The sequence below is a fragment of the Wolbachia endosymbiont (group B) of Eucosma cana genome (assembly GCF_947250645.1).
In the GTDB taxonomy this organism is placed as follows: Bacteria; Pseudomonadota; Alphaproteobacteria; order Rickettsiales; family Anaplasmataceae; genus Wolbachia.
On record NZ_OX366334.1, the window covers coordinates 1,378,215 to 1,393,616 of the forward strand.

At 34.4% G+C, this 15,402-nt stretch carries 14 protein-coding genes, 1 tRNA gene and 3 pseudogenes; 9 read left to right on the forward strand and 9 right to left on the reverse strand.

The window, feature by feature from the left end; all coding sequences use genetic code 11:
* Positions 1 to 22: 22 nt before the first annotated feature.
* The 3 genes and pseudogenes from OOK99_RS06815 to OOK99_RS06825 form a co-directional block, all read left to right on the forward strand.
* Complete coding sequence (locus OOK99_RS06815) at positions 23 to 751, forward strand: ankryin (RefSeq protein ID WP_264719799.1); 729 nt, start codon at positions 23 to 25, stop codon at positions 749 to 751.
* A 68-nt stretch (positions 752 to 819) separates the two neighbouring features.
* Positions 820 to 891: transfer RNA gene (locus OOK99_RS06820), tRNA-Glu, on the forward strand.
* A gap of 32 nt (positions 892 to 923) precedes the next feature.
* Positions 924 to 1,340 (forward strand): annotated as a pseudogene (locus OOK99_RS06825) (RsmE family RNA methyltransferase); the annotation flags it as partial.
* Positions 1,341 to 1,852: 512 nt separating this feature from the next.
* Here the strand turns inward: OOK99_RS06825 and OOK99_RS06830 are convergent.
* Both OOK99_RS06830 and OOK99_RS06835 read right to left on the reverse strand, forming a co-directional pair.
* The gene (locus OOK99_RS06830; RefSeq protein ID WP_114517104.1) at positions 1,853 to 2,872 is read right to left on the reverse strand and encodes an IS110 family RNA-guided transposase; all 1,020 of its coding nucleotides are present in this window, start codon (positions 2,870 to 2,872) and stop codon (positions 1,853 to 1,855) included.
* A gap of 258 nt (positions 2,873 to 3,130) precedes the next feature.
* Positions 3,131 to 4,012 (reverse strand): IS110 family transposase, encoded by an 882-nt coding sequence (locus OOK99_RS06835; RefSeq protein WP_264719801.1) that lies wholly within the window; start codon positions 4,010 to 4,012, stop codon positions 3,131 to 3,133.
* Between the two features lie 219 nt (positions 4,013 to 4,231).
* Between OOK99_RS06835 and OOK99_RS06840 the strand changes: the two genes are divergently transcribed.
* From OOK99_RS06840 to OOK99_RS06850, 3 genes and pseudogenes are all read left to right on the forward strand, one after another.
* Complete coding sequence (locus OOK99_RS06840; protein WP_264336516.1) at positions 4,232 to 4,525, forward strand: ankyrin repeat domain-containing protein; 294 nt, start codon at positions 4,232 to 4,234, stop codon at positions 4,523 to 4,525.
* 44 nt (positions 4,526 to 4,569) lie between these two features.
* Positions 4,570 to 5,506 (forward strand): annotated as a pseudogene (locus OOK99_RS06845) (IS630 family transposase).
* 27 nt (positions 5,507 to 5,533) lie between these two features.
* Positions 5,534 to 6,196, forward strand: coding sequence for a hypothetical protein (locus OOK99_RS06850; RefSeq protein WP_264336515.1), 663 nt, complete (start codon positions 5,534 to 5,536; stop codon positions 6,194 to 6,196).
* A 37-nt stretch (positions 6,197 to 6,233) separates the two neighbouring features.
* On the opposite strand, the gene mlaD is transcribed toward OOK99_RS06850, so the two are convergent.
* Positions 6,234 to 6,689 (reverse strand): outer membrane lipid asymmetry maintenance protein MlaD, encoded by a 456-nt coding sequence (gene mlaD / locus OOK99_RS06855; protein WP_010404199.1) that lies wholly within the window; start codon positions 6,687 to 6,689, stop codon positions 6,234 to 6,236.
* A gap of 2 nt (positions 6,690 to 6,691) precedes the next feature.
* On the reverse strand, positions 6,692 to 6,997 hold the full coding sequence (locus tag OOK99_RS06860; protein WP_010404196.1) for an NADH-ubiquinone oxidoreductase subunit NDUFA12 family protein: 306 nt from the start codon (positions 6,995 to 6,997) through the stop codon (positions 6,692 to 6,694).
* A gap of 64 nt (positions 6,998 to 7,061) precedes the next feature.
* Here OOK99_RS06860 and OOK99_RS06865 point away from each other — a divergent pair, with 64 nt between their 5' ends.
* Together OOK99_RS06865 and rodA are read left to right on the forward strand one after the other, a co-directional pair.
* The gene (locus tag OOK99_RS06865; protein WP_319803430.1) at positions 7,062 to 8,510 is read left to right on the forward strand and encodes a proton-conducting transporter transmembrane domain-containing protein; all 1,449 of its coding nucleotides are present in this window, start codon (positions 7,062 to 7,064) and stop codon (positions 8,508 to 8,510) included.
* 45 nt (positions 8,511 to 8,555) lie between these two features.
* Positions 8,556 to 9,659, forward strand: coding sequence for a rod shape-determining protein RodA (gene rodA, locus OOK99_RS06870; protein ID WP_264376667.1), 1,104 nt, complete (start codon positions 8,556 to 8,558; stop codon positions 9,657 to 9,659).
* Between the two features lie 48 nt (positions 9,660 to 9,707).
* On the opposite strand, the gene OOK99_RS06875 is transcribed toward rodA, so the two are convergent.
* The 3 genes and pseudogenes from OOK99_RS06875 to terL form a co-directional block, all read right to left on the reverse strand.
* The gene (locus OOK99_RS06875) at positions 9,708 to 10,955 is read right to left on the reverse strand and encodes an IscS subfamily cysteine desulfurase (protein WP_264719803.1); all 1,248 of its coding nucleotides are present in this window, start codon (positions 10,953 to 10,955) and stop codon (positions 9,708 to 9,710) included.
* A 173-nt stretch (positions 10,956 to 11,128) separates the two neighbouring features.
* Positions 11,129 to 12,016, reverse strand: coding sequence for an ankyrin repeat domain-containing protein (locus tag OOK99_RS06880; RefSeq protein ID WP_264719804.1), 888 nt, complete (start codon positions 12,014 to 12,016; stop codon positions 11,129 to 11,131).
* 121 nt (positions 12,017 to 12,137) lie between these two features.
* Positions 12,138 to 12,590: pseudogene (gene terL, locus OOK99_RS06885) on the reverse strand (phage terminase large subunit); the annotation flags it as partial.
* A 70-nt stretch (positions 12,591 to 12,660) separates the two neighbouring features.
* Here terL and OOK99_RS06890 point away from each other — a divergent pair.
* Positions 12,661 to 13,775 (forward strand): IS3-like element ISWpi17 family transposase gene (locus OOK99_RS06890; RefSeq protein ID WP_214303219.1). Its coding sequence is split into 2 segments (ribosomal slippage): positions 12,661 to 12,934 and positions 12,934 to 13,775, totalling 1,116 coding nucleotides; the frame shifts between segments, so codons are not numbered across the junction.
* 106 nt (positions 13,776 to 13,881) lie between these two features.
* Here the strand turns inward: OOK99_RS06890 and OOK99_RS06895 are convergent.
* Both OOK99_RS06895 and OOK99_RS06900 read right to left on the reverse strand, forming a co-directional pair.
* Positions 13,882 to 14,070, reverse strand: a complete 189-nt coding sequence (locus OOK99_RS06895; protein WP_264719806.1) for an ankyrin repeat domain-containing protein — start codon at positions 14,068 to 14,070, stop codon at positions 13,882 to 13,884.
* Positions 14,071 to 14,121: 51 nt separating this feature from the next.
* Positions 14,122 to 15,297, reverse strand: coding sequence for a phage portal protein (locus OOK99_RS06900; protein ID WP_264719807.1), 1,176 nt, complete (start codon positions 15,295 to 15,297; stop codon positions 14,122 to 14,124).
* Positions 15,298 to 15,402: the final 105 nt, after the last annotated feature.

Below are 15,402 nucleotides of genomic sequence, written 5' to 3' on the forward strand. Positions count from 1 at the left end.
TAGAAAAGAAATATTGGAGATTTTGAAACAAACGGAAAGTTGTGACAAGCTTAAAGAGGAAGTAGAGCTAAAATTTAAGGCCAACTCACCTAAAAAACCTCCTAGAATTTTTGAGCACGATGATATTTTACTTTTAAAAGAGCCCATTTATGATGAGGTATATGACGCTAAGGTTAGTAACTCATTAGAAGAGTTGAGCGTATCGGAAGAATCCATTTATGCTGAAGTATATGATTTGCATAAAAGATCTACTGAAAATTTATCATTGAAAGATAGTGGTTGTTCTAGTATATCAGGAGAACCTATTTATGAAGATGTAGATGATTTCTCAGAGCAAAAAAAGCCCACTAGCTTAAATCATAAAGAGCAACCAGAGCCTATTTATGCTAAGGTAGATTTATCGAAAAAGAGATCAGAAAGACAAGCAAAACATATAAAAGATAATTCTGGGACTTATCATGGATTAGTGCAGGATAAAGTGAATAATTTGCAAGTAAAACTAAATGAGCAAAGTGCTAATAAGCCAGCGAGTCAGCAAATCAAGACCAAGGCTGGCTTTAACGTAAAAGAAATAAGGCAAAATTTTGAGCGTAGAGATTCTGGATACGATTCTGGCTATGATTCAGATACAAAAGTTGAACAAAAATTAGAATTAGGATCTAAAGCTCCTAAATCTGAGATAGGTTCAGTAAGCATTGAACATGGGGTAATAGGAGGCTGTCGATATAAAATCACTGATATATCACTCTAACTGTGTGATTCAAAATAATTGAATTGACTTTATACGTATAATCGATATAACTCAGTTAGATCCAAGTCGACTCTTTCGTCTAGTGGTTAGGACACCACCCTTTCACGGTGGTAACACGGGTTCAAATCCCGTAAGAGTCACTCAAACAGAATGCAAATAACTAAAGTTTTGAATGAAAAAAATTAGGCTTTATGTTGAAGAAGCTTTATCACAAAATGTAAGTTTGGCGCTTCATCCACGACAAAGTCACTATATTTACAATGTAATGCGGCTTAAGAAGCATGATAACATCTATCTTTTTAATGGAAAGGATGGAGAATGGTTAGGAGAAGTAGTGAATATATCAAGTAAATCGACAAAAATTATAATAAAAGAACGCACTAAACAACAACAACATGAAAAAAATCTATATTTGTATTGTGCTCTGGTAAAAAGCGGCGCCTTAAGCAACATAGTAAGACAAGCAACTGAAATGGGAGTAACCTGCATTCAATTTATTTCAACAGAACGTACAGTAGTAAAAAACATTAACCTAAGTAGAGCGAAATTACAGGCAATTGAAGCTGCGGAACAATCTGGTAGGATAAGTTCTCTAATTGCATAAAAGTCAACAATAATTTTTTGTATCATGAAAAATATTTTTTGATGTAAAATTCAGCTCTAATACAACCTTTTATTTATTATTGTATTATCTTATTCAATCAAAAGAGGTTTTATTGGCAATAAAAACATCAACACTAATTTCCAATTAATCTCTTTTAAACTATGTAGCCAATGAATATGTGGATAAATACGTCCACACAAACTTAAAGTATTTATCCACATATTCATTAAGCTTATAAAAACTAAGGTATCATTCTTTTCCTCTATAGTCTTAATGATTTTACATAAGTTAAAAGTAGCATGCTTCCATTGTTCTCTCCGCGGTCTAATATGGCTAATTTATATTGTAGCCAAGCCGCACTATACTTGTTAGGCGGAAGTGGACGGCAACATGTACGCCACGAAGTCTATGCTTCAACTTATCCTCTTGCTTATCCCTTCCATCGGCATTGCTATCTTTACTTTCAGTAAAATTATCGTTTTATACTTCTTTAGTGTTTATTGATAGCAAAACTCTTTTCTATCGATTAGCATCTTGTGCATAATCACGGCTAATTTTCTTGCTACTGCAACAATTGCTTTTTTCATGCCCTTTTTCTTTTTAAGCTTCAATCCCCAGCTTCTTAATTTAAATGTCCTTTTACATTTTACCAGTAAGACCTGCGCGGCTTCATATAACATATTCCTACAGTCCACTGGTCCCATTTTTGATATACTTCCGTGTCGATCAATCTCACCAGAAGCGTACTGTCTTGGACTTAATCCCATATAGGCTCCAACTGTATAAGATGTTTCAAACCTATGCAGATCATCTATTGCAGCTTTATATGTCATTGCTACTATAATACCAACTCCTGGAACAGTAGTTAATAATTTACAATCCTCATCTTTTTTGCTTTGTTCTGAGAGCATTTTATCAAGTTTTCTTGTTGATTCTTCTATTATTTCTAAACTATGTACTAATGATTCAATTGAGGTTTGGCTAATTTCATCTAGATTATTAACCATTTCTTGCACTTTTAAAGCAAAGTTTGCAGAACTAAGACGTTGATTAACTTTTATCCCGTATATTTTCAGTAATCCCCTTATTGTTCCCGCAATTTGCTCTCTGCAACGTATTAATTGTCTTCTGCTTCCAAGTATTATTTTAACCTGACAAGCTTCGTCTGATTTTACTAATACCTCCTTAAATAGCCCAACTCTCATCATTTGTGCTATGCCTCTTGCATCATTTTTATCATTCTTATTGATTCTCGCAGATAATGCTGCTGCCATATGCCTTGCATCTACACAAGTTACTGGTAATCCAAGATTCCTCAACTCTTTGCACATCGATATTGATAATTGCCCGCTTTCTATTCCTATGGACTCGTATTTTTTGTTTTGACCAAGCAGAAACTCAGCTATTGCACTGCTTTCACTTGCAACAACCCCTTCTTTAACAATTTTTCCTTTCTCATCAATGATACTAATAAAAGTTTCTTTGAGTGAGACATCTAACCCGCTATAATGTTTCATGAGACTACTCCTACTGTAAAAGTTTAAATTATTCTTGAAGAACTAATTCATTGAATTTGTTACTTCGTGCTAAAATAATGGAGTATGTCTCTCCATCATTCAATAGCAATTACAGTATGTACTTATAGTTTGTGTGGGCGTACTTACCCACAGCTACACTAACTTACTAGTACTAAATAGAAGTAGACTTTGGATTATATTCCTCAGTGAACGTTCTGCCATCTCTTACCAAAGAGTTAGCAAGTAAAAGTAGCTTTCTCATAGCAGCGGTAGAAGCAACTTTATATGGCTTTTTATATTGGTTATATAATCTATCAAAAAAAGTTTTATGTAAGAATTCCACTCCCGTGCGCTAAGAATACACATATGCAAAACTGTTCTAACTTGTAACCTACCACCCTGAATACACCTTTTTCCCTTACTAAAACCACTATCTCGATTAAAAGGTGCAACTCCGGAAAGGCTGGATATTTCTTTATGTTGGAGAGTTCCAAGCTCGGGTAGATAACAAATCATAGTAATAGCTAAGGTTTTACCTGCGCCTGGAATACTAGTTATTGATATGTATTTTTTTTTAAGTTCTTGACTTTGATCAACCAATACCATCATTTCATCTTCTAAAATTTGAATTTGATTTTGTAAAATGACAAGCAACTCTTCTATTTGTTTTATGATAGATACATCAGTTATCTGATGAGCTTGAGTTTTTTGTATTTTTGCTATTTCTACTAGTTGATTTCTGCGAGATAATTTTTGCTTCAAGCAGTCAATATTATTGTTACTAACTTTTAAAGGAGTAACACGCATATCTGTATTACTAATATAACGTGAGATAATGCTACAGTCTATTTTATCAGTTTTAGTAGCAATACCAAGGCTTTTTGCGTAGTCTCTAACCCATCTAGGCTGAATGACATATACTTTGAAACCATGGCTTAGTAAAGTATAAGCACATAATTTTTCGTACCCACCAGTTGCTTCAAGTCCAACTTTGGTTACATTATGCAAACGTAAAAAGTCGAGTATTTGATCAATAGCTTGTACGTTATTTTCAAATACTTTATGATGCCCAAGTGGATGGACATCAACATCTAGTTTAGTTTTGCTAACATCAATTCCAGCAACTATATTTGATAACATAATTCCTCCATAAAAATAATGTATACTGCATTTTCCACCCTTATATACGAGCCTAAAAGCTCAACCAGTTGTTCGGAACTTTCAGTACAAAACATAAAAGAAGAGAACCTTGCTGATGGACGGTCCTTATGACCAAGATGTAGGACGGTTCCTCTTCTCTATGTGTCTTTATATCACTATTTTATAATATTTTATAAAGACTTGTTTTTAACATATAAGATGCAGACTCCTTTACATATTGCAGCAGAAGGAGGACATAGTTATTTGTTAGAGGAGCTGCTTAAAAAGGGAGCTGCTGTTAACTTAGCAGATGATGAGGGAAATACTCCACTTCATTGCGTTGGTGGTATGGGCGGCGGTGAAGACGATAAAGAAGTAATAAAACTTTTACTTAAAGCAGGGGCAAATATTAATTTAGTTAATAGAGAAGGAGATACTCCTTTAAGTAGTTATGATTTAAGAAGTAGTCATCTTATACCAATTCCCGCTATACAAGCAACGAATAGACAATAATGGAAAAAAAGCCATACTGAAGTAAGTAAAATAGCGAGGTTTAGATGGCATTAAGATCAAAATTATTGGATGAAAAAGTGGTAAAATCAGCAAAAGAGATGCTGAAGAGAGTAAGAAATAATGCGTATGTTGCAAAAAAACTAAATGCTGTAATTGCAGGAAAAAAGCACAGTATAACAGCTGTAGCAAAAATATGTTGCATTTCGAGAAAGGCAATTACTACATGGATAAAGCACATAAAATTTGGAAGAGAAGAAAAATTATTTGCTCCACCTCAACGCCGAGGAAAACCCCAATATTACTATTAGAGAAATGAGAATAAGAATCCAAGAAAGATTTGGTTTGAATATCAGCAAATCCGCAATACATCGTAATATGCAAAAAATGAAATTCTCATATATCACACCAACATAGTGGACAAGATAAAAACAAGCAAGAGGAGTTTTAAAAAAAACCTCAATGAAACTATTGTCATGCATTCTGAAAAAGAGCTATTTTTCTTCGATGAATCACGGTTTGGTACACATTCAAAAATTGGACATGGGTGGTTTAAAAAAGGCAGTAGGACACAGGTTAAGGTAAAATTAGGTAGGGAAAATTTTTATCTCTATAGTGCAGTTAATCCCAGAAATGGAGAGAATTTTAGCTTATTTGCACCAAACGTCAACACTGATTGTATAAATATATTCCTTGAACAGATGTCGCAATATTTAGGAATAAGAAAGGCTTTTCTCGTGATGGATTGCGCTAGTTGGAAAAAATTTAAAGGTACCTAAAAATATCGAAATTATATACCTACCACCATACTCACCTGACCTCAATCCTGTTGAGAGGTTTTGGTTATATATAAAACAGAACATTTTACGCAATAAAATCTACGATACAATTGTTCTGCTTGAATGTGCTTTGTGTAAATTTATTACCTCTCTTTCCCCTTCCACGGTTAAACAACTCTGCAATGCTTCTTATTTGGTTCATTAATTTGGTATTAGTGCAGATATAAAATTGATGATAGTTCACATTACAAAACTAAAAGCTGCTGGGTTGTTTATCAATCAGCGAAATATTCAATTTATGGATGAGTTAGTGAGGTTCTGGAGAGGAAGAAATAACAATTTCTTGCAGAATTTACCAAGGTGGTTTTCAAAATTTAACAAAGAAGTGTCAAAGCTCAAGAAAGAGAATAGTGTGCTATATACCTTTCTGAGAGAAAGTAACATTAATGTGCTAGTTAAAATGTGGGAAGAAAGCGAATATATAAGAAACAAATTTATTGGTAGAGATTTAAATAAGGAATTAAAAGAGATTTTAAAAGAACGGTATTCAAAATATGCTGACATTTTAATCAACAAAGCCGATGACATAAGAAGAAAAATATTTCTACATAATAATAAGCTACTACTTGATCCTTTGTCAGAACATTATCAATATAGCTTCAAAGATATGACGTTTACTGATATCAGAAATTTTTTTGACGTTCATAAAGAGGATTTTAGAAAAAAATCACAAATATCTCTAATTGACTTGATAGATCTAAGTGACGTAAGAAAAAACACTCCTATACTGAAAGTACAAGCATTTGTTGAGATTATTAGGAATGTAAAACCTAGCAGAAATCTTGATAATTCAAACGCTGAACAACTTCAAGCTATTGATAGAAAAATCCCTTAATTGTACATAGGCCAAGTTGGCTTATGTGTTCTTATTCTCACTTTGTAAACATGCCAATAATTTTATCCATTATTCCGCCCATATTTGCTTCAGCTTGAGTGTGTGCTATCTTACCACCGTGTGAAATTAATTTGGGATCTGCGCCAGGTGATATATTAACAAATTTACTACCAACAACTCCACTGCTAGTGATTAGGGCTGAGCTATCAACTGGGAGTTTTATATCCCTACTTATACACATGTCGATTCGTGCTATGTAGGTAGCTTTGTCGAGTGATACACCAGTTATGCTTCCGACTTCCACACCAGAGATCTTGACACTATCACCAACTCCTACACCGTTAGCATCAGTAAAAAGGCCATGTATTTTATAACAATCCTTATAGTTTTTCTTTATGTAAGATAATTTATCAATAGCGAAGAAGATAAGAAAAACAGTAAAAATTAATACAAATGAACCAGCAGTTATTTCAAGTATATTTGACCTTCGCATCTTTAGTTATTAGGATTCCAGCTTTCATAGTAATTTTTCACCTTTTGGTTTGGGTAGTATGCATCTTTTGTACCTGTTAAATTAGGAATTTTTCTTTTGTTATTATTCACTGGTACTGCATTATCAGTATAATGCAGCCATATATGCCATGCTGGAGGAATTGTTGTAGGCTCAGAAACATTGTCATATATTACCCATCTTTTTCCTTTACTTGATTCATAGTAAGAATTTCCGTTTTCGTCCCTTCCTATAAGTTCACCTTCTCTCCGCAATAGGCTCGTTACTGCATTATAAATTTTAGACAACATAAAGGTGTTAAAACAAAAAGTATTATATATACTAATACTTTAACGATGTATTAACAACAGTTTAATGCAATTACCAATTCTACAAGTTATTATACCAATAATTGCATCGATGTTCTGCTTTCTTACCAGGAAACATAGGGTGTCCTGGTTTATCTCTTTTTTTACAACGGCAGCTACTTTCTTTATTTCATTAATGTTGCTAGTGAAAACATACAATGGTGAAATTATAACTTATTATCTTGGAGATTGGGCTCCTCCATACGGAATAGAGTTGAGAATTGACATATTGAACTCCTTGATTCTAACTTTGGTGAATTTTATAGCGCTGATTAGTGTGCTTTATAGCTTTCATATTAATGAAAAAGAGATTAGCAAAAACAAAATCTCTGGTTTTTACTCTCTATTTCTACTGTGCCTAAGTGGATTACTCGGAATTTTAGTAACAAACGATATATTCAACCTTTATGTCTTTTTAGAAATTTCATCTCTTTCTTCTTATGTTTTAGTTTCAATGGGAAGGGATAAGAAAGCTTTAGTTGCAGCATTTGAATACCTCATTAGTGGTACTCTAGGAGCAACATTTTACTTGTTTGGCATCGGCCTTTTATACTCTATGACCGGAACGCTCAACATGTCTGACATGGCTGAAAGAATAGTACCATTATACGATAATAACATCATAAGACTTGGTACATTATTCATTTTTGTTGGTCTCTCAATCAAAATGGCACTGTTTCCACTCAGCAGATGGCTGGTTAACGCATATAGTGAAGCACCTAGCTTCATTAGCATATTTTTTTCAGGTACAGTAACCAAAGTGATGATATATGTTTTTATCAGAATCTTTTACACTGTTTTTCAGCAAAAATTTTTCTTACCACTAAGCACCGTGATGATCATCCTTGCGCTTTGTGCTGTTGTATTTGGATCAATATCTGCAATGATCGAAAAAGATATAAAAAGACTGTTTGCTCACTCCAGTATCAGTCAGATTGGCTATATAATTTTAATGCTGGGCTTAAATTCAAAAGCAGGTTTGTTTTCAGCAGTTCTTCACATAGTAAATCATAGCATGATAAAAACGTCTTTATTCATGACTGCAGGGTGTATTTCTTATAAGTTTGGTATGACAAAAATAGAAAATTTATCAGGACTAAAAAAGTCAATGCCCTATACAACACTTGCATTTACTCTACTTAGTTTCGCATTAATCGGTGTACCTTTGACAAATGGCTTTGTAAGTAAGTGGTATATGATGAAAGCAATTATCGAATCTCATGCATGGATTTCCCTTGCAGTTTTTGCTGCTGGCTCTTTTCTTGCACTAATATATATGTGGAGAATGGTTGAGAAAATATATTTTGAAAACAGTACAGCATCAAACGCTGGAATGACACTTAATGAGGTACCATTGCTTATGCTCTTTTGTCTATTATTTATGGCAATTTTAACGGTAATAACTGGGATATATAGTAGTCCAATTCGGTTGGTAATTAATAAATTTGTTTTTTGATTTTCTTATGTTTTATTGTATCTCAAAGTCTGTAAAGTTTTTGCTGTGGATAAGCTGAAGAAGATTCACTTATTATTAGTCATTAACGTAATAGCTCTGTTTTGCGTTGGCATTGTTGTGCAATATTCTTCTGCTGGAGGAAAGTGGGCTCCATTTGCAATTCACCAATTGGTCATATTCTCTTTCTTCTTTTTGCTTGCTATAGCTATGTCATTTATAGAGCTAGATTTTTATTTGAAGCACGCTTATTTTTTTTACATAGTAGCAGTAATTGCGCTGTTAGCAGTAAATTTTTTTGGCTCGCATATAATGGGTGCAACAAGATGGATAAGAATTGGGTCAATTAGTTTACAACCATCAGAATTTGTAAAAGTGGGCTTAATACTTGCACTTGCTTGTTATTTTAATAAACAAAGTGTGTATAAAATGATGAAATTTCAAAGCTTATTTAAGCCACTTATAATTATTTTCTTACCTGTATTCCTTGTATTGAAGCAACCTAATTTAGGAACAGCTGTAATAATATTGTTTATAGGAGCATCAATTATATTCACAGCAATAATGGAAAGATCTCATTTAATAATTTTTGGAACTCTTGGCATTTTCGCAATACCAGCTATTTGGCCTTTTTTGCGCCCTTATCACAAGCAAAGGATATTATCATTTTTGGATTCATCAGTAGATCCACTTGGAATAGGTTATAATGCACAGCAATCTCAAATAGCTATTGGTTCAGGAGGTTTGTTTGGTAAGGGATTTGTTAATGGGAGTCAAACTCAACTTGGATTTTTGCCAGAGAAACGCACAGATTTTGCTTTTGCGGTACTTAGTGAGGAATGGGGGTTCTTAGGCAGCATGACTTTGATTTTACTCTATACCACATTCCTCGCTATAATATTCTCTATCGCTTACAGGTCAAAAAATTATTTTTCTAAGTTAATATCTATCGGGGTTTTCGCCTTTTTTGGTGCTCATTTCTTTATAAACATTGGAATGACAATAGGCCTTTTACCTATAATAGGTGACCCACTTCCATTTCTATCCTATGGCGGAAGCACAACTGCTGCGAGCTTAATATGTATAGGATTGCTACTTAGTTCCGTGGCATCTATAAAGGACTTAAAGCTAAGTTTCCGATTTCACCCATAGAAAGAGCTTAGACAACCATCACTCTGCTAATGGTTAACGTCTTATTCTTCAATGAGAATCCCATTTTACGGTGCTTAAATCTATTCCCTCTTGTACCATTTCCAAAAGTGGGCTCATTTCTCTTAGCCGTCCAACATTTTTAGTAACAAGATCTGCTGCATATAGAACTTCATCTTTAGTTGTAAATCGGCCAAGGCCAAATCTAATTGATGAATGCTCAAGATCGTGGCCATTGTTTAGTGATCTTATGACATAAGAAGGCTCAAGGGATGCAGATGTGCATGCAGAACCAGAGCTTACTGCTAAATCCTTGATTGCCATGATAAGAGACTCACCCTCAACATAAGGAAAACTTAAGTTGAGGTTACCAGGAATCCTATTTTCATAGTCACCATTTAAAACAACATCAGGAAATGCTTCTTTTATTTTGTTGTACAAAATATCTCTCAGTTCTTCTAATTTACTTGCTTCTGCTCCCATTTCTTCTTTAGCAATACGTGCCGCTTCACCAAAACCAACTGCAAGGGGAGTGGGAACTGTTCCAGAGCGCATGCCTCTCTCCTGTCCACCACCACTAATTAGTGGCGTCAATCTAACACGAGGATTTTTTCTACGGACATATAATGCACCTATTCCCATAGGTCCATAAATTTTATGGCTAGAAAGGCTCATAAGATCAATGTTCATTTCATTTACGTCTATTGGAACTTTTCCAAAGCTTTGGGCAGCGTCTGTATGAAAAAATATATTATGCTTTCTACATATTGCACCAATTTCTTTGACAGGTTGCATTACTCCGATTTCATTATTTGCCATCATCACTGAAATCAGAATTGTTTTATCAGTGATTGCCTCCTCAAGTTTCAACAAATCTATAATTCCGTTTTGCTTAACGGACAAATATGTAACTTTAAAGCCTTCATTTTCTAGATGTCGACAAGAATCTAAAACGCACTTATGCTCCGTGCAGACAGTTATTATATGATTCCCCTTATTCTTATAAAAATGAGCAACACCCTTGATAGCCATGTTATTTGATTCAGTTGCACCCGAGGTAAAGACGATTTCTTTGCTGTCTGCATTCACTAAATCAGCAATGTGCTTCCTTGCTTTTTCTACTGCTTCCTCAGCTTTCCAACCAAATGAATGGCTACGAGAGTGTGCATTACTAAACTCACCAAAATAAGGTATCATCACCTCCAAAACACGAGGATCTACTTTAGTAGTAGATTGATAATCGAGAAATATTGGTAATTTTATTTTAGTATCATGTATTTTCTTACTTTCAACATTCATAAAGCTACCAAAGAGACAAAATTTACAACTATTTAATAGCACTAAAGCTTAATTTTTTCAAGGTATAATCTTGCCTAAACGAAAGTTGTCAGCGCTCTCTCCTACGTTATTCCAGTGTCCCTTTAATGTCATTCCCTATGATCAGTGTTTGACACTGGTAGGTCGAATACGCGCTAGGCAAACCTACCAGCGCTAGCAGCTTCTTGCTGTCCATTTGTTAAGACTGGTTTATCAACTTGAGTATCAGGTTTTGACAATGCATATACAGCACTGCCAACTACTAGCGCTATAGCTGCAGTTTTAGCCACTGCTATTGGTGTAGAGGGTTTTGACTCAACTGTAACTATTCCAGTTGCAGAAAGTGCTTTCGCTATTAAAACACCTGATAATGCAGTTGCACTACCGGCAAAAAAACCTTTCGCAATTGCTGATGTGCGTTGTTTTTCCTCTTTAGTTAAATTCCTAGAAGCAGTTCTAGCATGATTTTTCACATTAACATAGGAGCCTTCACGTTTTTTTGGCGGAGTAAATACATAATCTCTTTGAATAGCCAAAGATGAAGGTGTCACTCTATAGTCATCTTTTATATTAACATTCGCACCGTTTCTTACGAGAGATTCTACCACGTCTGCATGGCCATTCATAAGAGCTAAATGTAAAGGTGTCCATCCCTCCTTATCTTCTTGTTCATTAATCCTGATTTCATCTTTTTCCAACAGAGCATCTACTACCTCTTTATAATCATTTTCAGCAGCTAAATGTAAAGGTGTCTTTTTATTCTTATCTTTTATATTAACATCTATCCCTTTTGTTACTATTAAAGCCTTTGTCAAGCTCGTATAGCCTAACTTAGCAGTTAAATGTAATAATGTGAATTCATTATCTCCAACTTCAAATTTATAATTTACATAAAAATTACTCTCTTCCCACTGTTTAAATACCTCTTCATTGCTTGCCTTTAGCTCTCCTTTTACTTTTTCAATTACGTTCCTTTTATCTAATTTATTATCACTATTAACCGTACTTAATACTTCCCGCCACTGCTGATAATTTATTGTCATAATTTTTACCCTAATCTTAAATAATTTATTTTAATTTTTAAATAATTAAAATAAGAAATCAATATTTATTTTAAATGAGCTTATAATCGAAATTGTGGGTAGCAAATTATTGCCTCTTGAATCACAATGTTCGTATAGCTGCAACCCTGAAGCTACTATCTCTCATCCACTGAAGGTATTGCACAGTGCTGTCTACTTGATCGTCGTGGCGGGTTTCTGGGAACATTAAAATTTCATACTCAAAATCGCTGAGCCATATTGCTTGATGCGGCAGAAAAACCTTGCCGGATTCTATTATCGGAACAATCTGGTGGAATCGAGCGATTTTACTGTTATGCGGCACTATCTCAATAACAGGTATTGTCTTTAGCTCTTGAATCAATTGTTGACCGCTTGTTTTTGCTTCGATTAAAATTGCGTGTGGCTTCCACCTTGCAGCTAATGATAGAACTTGTTCTTTAAGTTTTGGATACTCAAGCTTCGCACGGTATACATCGAGTAAATAAAACTTATTATTCACCTTTGTCCAGGTGGTGCAGACACTAAAGCCGCTAGAATCGTTTGTTGAAACAGCTATAATGCACCCCATAAACTAGACCAAAAAAAAATGGTTGATCCGAGTAGGAAGGTAAAGGGGTAAAAGTATGGCAACAAAAAAATATGAACCAGAGTTAAAAGCAAAGATAGCTTTGGAAGCAATAAAAAATCAAAAAAGCACAGCTGAGATATGTAGTGAATATAAAATACCATCAACAAATCTATATGATTGGCGTGATAGAGTATTGGCAAGGTTAAAAGACCTATTTGTTGAAGAAAGTGAAAGTGCGAGAAAACAAAGAATCTTAGCGCAAGAAATAGAAAGTTTACATAAAGTAATAGGAGAATTGACAGTGGAAAATAGCTATTTGAAAAAAAAATTACTGAAATAAGCAAAAAAGATAGAGTAAGGTTTATAGAAAAAGATTCTGATCTGTCAATTAGGAAACAGGCTGATTTATTGGGGATTTGCAGATCTAGCCTATATTATAGGCCTATAATTAATAACGAAAGTGAAGTAGCAAATTTGATTCAAGAAGTATATTTGGCTTCTGATTGCCGTTATGGATATCGTAAAATTACTGCTGAAATCATAGCGAGTGGAGTAGTAGTCAATCACAAAAAAATCTTAAGAATTATGAAAAAAATGAAGATTAGTGGGCTGTATTGTAGAAAAAGATGTAATACAAGTATTAAAGAAAAAAAGCATAAAATATATCCTTATTTACTCAAAGATTTGATTATTTGTAGAGTTAATCAGGTATGGGCTACTGATATAACATATATTATGGTAGAAGGTAAGTTTATCTATTTTGTGGCAATAATGGACTTGTATAGTCGCTATATTATTGCTCATTCATTATCACCATATCTCGATGCTGGATTTTGCCTTTATACTCTCAAAGAAGCTCTAAAACAAGGTAAACCTGAGATTTTTAATAGTGATCAGGGGGTGCAGTTTACTAGCTACAACTTTATTATGGAATTAGAGCGTGCTAATATTAAAATCAGTATGGACCATAAAGGACGTTGCTTCGACAATATATTTGTTGAGCGCTTATGGAGAACTTTAAAGCAAGAAGCTATATATTATTATAGACCAAATAGTATCAGAGATTTAAATCTTATAATAAATGATTTTGTTGCTTGGTATAACTATAGAAGGCGACATCAGACTCTACATTATAAAGTTCCTGCTGATCTTTATTATCATAAACAGTAAATGAATATATTGATAAATACTTTAAATGTGTGTCGACGTATTTATCAACATATTCATTTTAAAAATCGGATCACTTTGAAAAAAATGGTCTAGACAAATGGGTGCATTATAGCAACTCTGCTACTTCCTTATGACCATACGTAACTGCAATATGTAAAGGAGTCTCCTTTTGCACAGTTGTTACTGCATTAATATTTGCTCCAGCTTCTATCAACTCCGTAATCTGCTGTATATTCTCTCCTTTAGAAGAATTCATTAATAGTTCATCCAATTCTCTTTGTTCCCTTTCATTCATAATTTACCCCACAATTTCATTGTAGTTAATTTAATATGCAAAAAAATAATATCAACCCAATTTATCACCACCGGGTAACGGTTGCAAGCCAAAAGCTTCTCTTTTTTCATTGAGCGTCATGAAGCTTGCGTTTTGCACGTATTTCCACATCTTTTGTCTTTTCTCCATTAGAATTTCTATCGCGTCTTTATCATATGACAAACATAAATCTTTGCCAAACTTGGGCACTAGCCAAGAATTCAGGTGACAGATAATATTTTCTAGCGTTGGTAAGACTGTCTGTTCCCAAAGGGAAAGACGTGCTTCAACTAAATTACTGTAAGTGTTATCACCTGGTATGCCAAGCAACTGCGGCGGAACGCCAAAAGCTAGCGCAATATCACGAGCTGAGCTATGTTTTGACTCAATAAAATCCATATCCCTCGGTGATAAGCTCATTTCCTTCCACTCTAAACCTCCTTCAAGTAATATTGGTCTTCCAGCGTTGACAGGACCTGAATAATGATCATTTATCTGCGCTTTTAAGCGTTGGTACTGCTCTTGACTTAAGTTTCCAACGCTTCCATCCTTTTCTGATTTCACAACTATTGCACCACTTGGTCTTGCTCCATTTTGCAGCATTGCCTGATTCCAAGCACCAGCCTGATTATGCTGATCTATACTATATGCAGCTGCCTCAATTGGTGAAAGTCCATACCAATCATTCAAAGGGTTAAAGGTTTTAAGATGCAGTACTGTTGAACGCCCAGTCAATTTATCAACTTTAAAGTCATAACTGTTGTTATTTACGGTATAACGATAGGCATAAGGAACGTTACTTCTCCCCGGAACAATTTCAACTCTATCAGGGCGCAGAAGATAAAGCTCTGTTGGTTTGTTCTGCAGCTCAATCATCAATATATAAGAATTGCCGTTAACTAACCGATAAGTTACAATCCCCTCAATAAATTCTGATTTTGATGTCATTGGATTAGGAGAATAAAGTAACTTCAGTAACGGATGTGCTTTTAGTTGTGATTTTCCCTGGTCAGTAAGCTGGCAGAGAATAAAAGGTACCGAAGATGCAGCACTTGCGATCATATTAATTGCTCGAAAGGCAATGACATTTTTTATGTAGCCTTCCTCAGCAAAACTTGCATAATCGCGCCTACTCCAACTTGGTTCCATCATTAGTTGCAAAGCAGAGTATTCACTGCTTTTCTTTCTTTGAAAAATGTTAAAATTCATATGTGCCTCCTGAAAATTTTGTTAAAAATTTGAAATTGTAGTTGAATTATATCAATTAGTGTTACAAGAATGATGTCATCCCAGTTCTTGACACTGGGATCCAGC

Coding starts and splice junctions, on each gene's coding strand:
- OOK99_RS06830 (WP_114517104.1), bottom strand. CDS start 2,872: ATGAAACATTATAGCGGGTTAGATGTCTCACTCAAAGAAACTTTTATT.
- OOK99_RS06835 (WP_264719801.1), bottom strand. CDS start 4,012: ATGTTATCAAATATAGTTGCTGGAATTGATGTTAGCAAAACTAAACTA.
- OOK99_RS06840 (WP_264336516.1), top strand. CDS start 4,232: ATGCAGACTCCTTTACATATTGCAGCAGAAGGAGGACATAGTTATTTG.
- OOK99_RS06850 (WP_264336515.1), top strand. CDS start 5,534: ATGATAGTTCACATTACAAAACTAAAAGCTGCTGGGTTGTTTATCAAT.
- mlaD (WP_010404199.1), bottom strand. CDS start 6,689: ATGCGAAGGTCAAATATACTTGAAATAACTGCTGGTTCATTTGTATTA.
- OOK99_RS06860 (WP_010404196.1), bottom strand. CDS start 6,997: ATGTTGTCTAAAATTTATAATGCAGTAACGAGCCTATTGCGGAGAGAA.
- OOK99_RS06865 (WP_319803430.1), top strand. CDS start 7,062: ATGCAATTACCAATTCTACAAGTTATTATACCAATAATTGCATCGATG.
- OOK99_RS06875 (WP_264719803.1), bottom strand. CDS start 10,955: ATGAATGTTGAAAGTAAGAAAATACATGATACTAAAATAAAATTACCA.
- OOK99_RS06880 (WP_264719804.1), bottom strand. CDS start 12,016: ATGACAATAAATTATCAGCAGTGGCGGGAAGTATTAAGTACGGTTAAT.
- OOK99_RS06895 (WP_264719806.1), bottom strand. CDS start 14,070: ATGAATGAAAGGGAACAAAGAGAATTGGATGAACTATTAATGAATTCT.
- OOK99_RS06900 (WP_264719807.1), bottom strand. CDS start 15,297: ATGAATTTTAACATTTTTCAAAGAAAGAAAAGCAGTGAATACTCTGCT.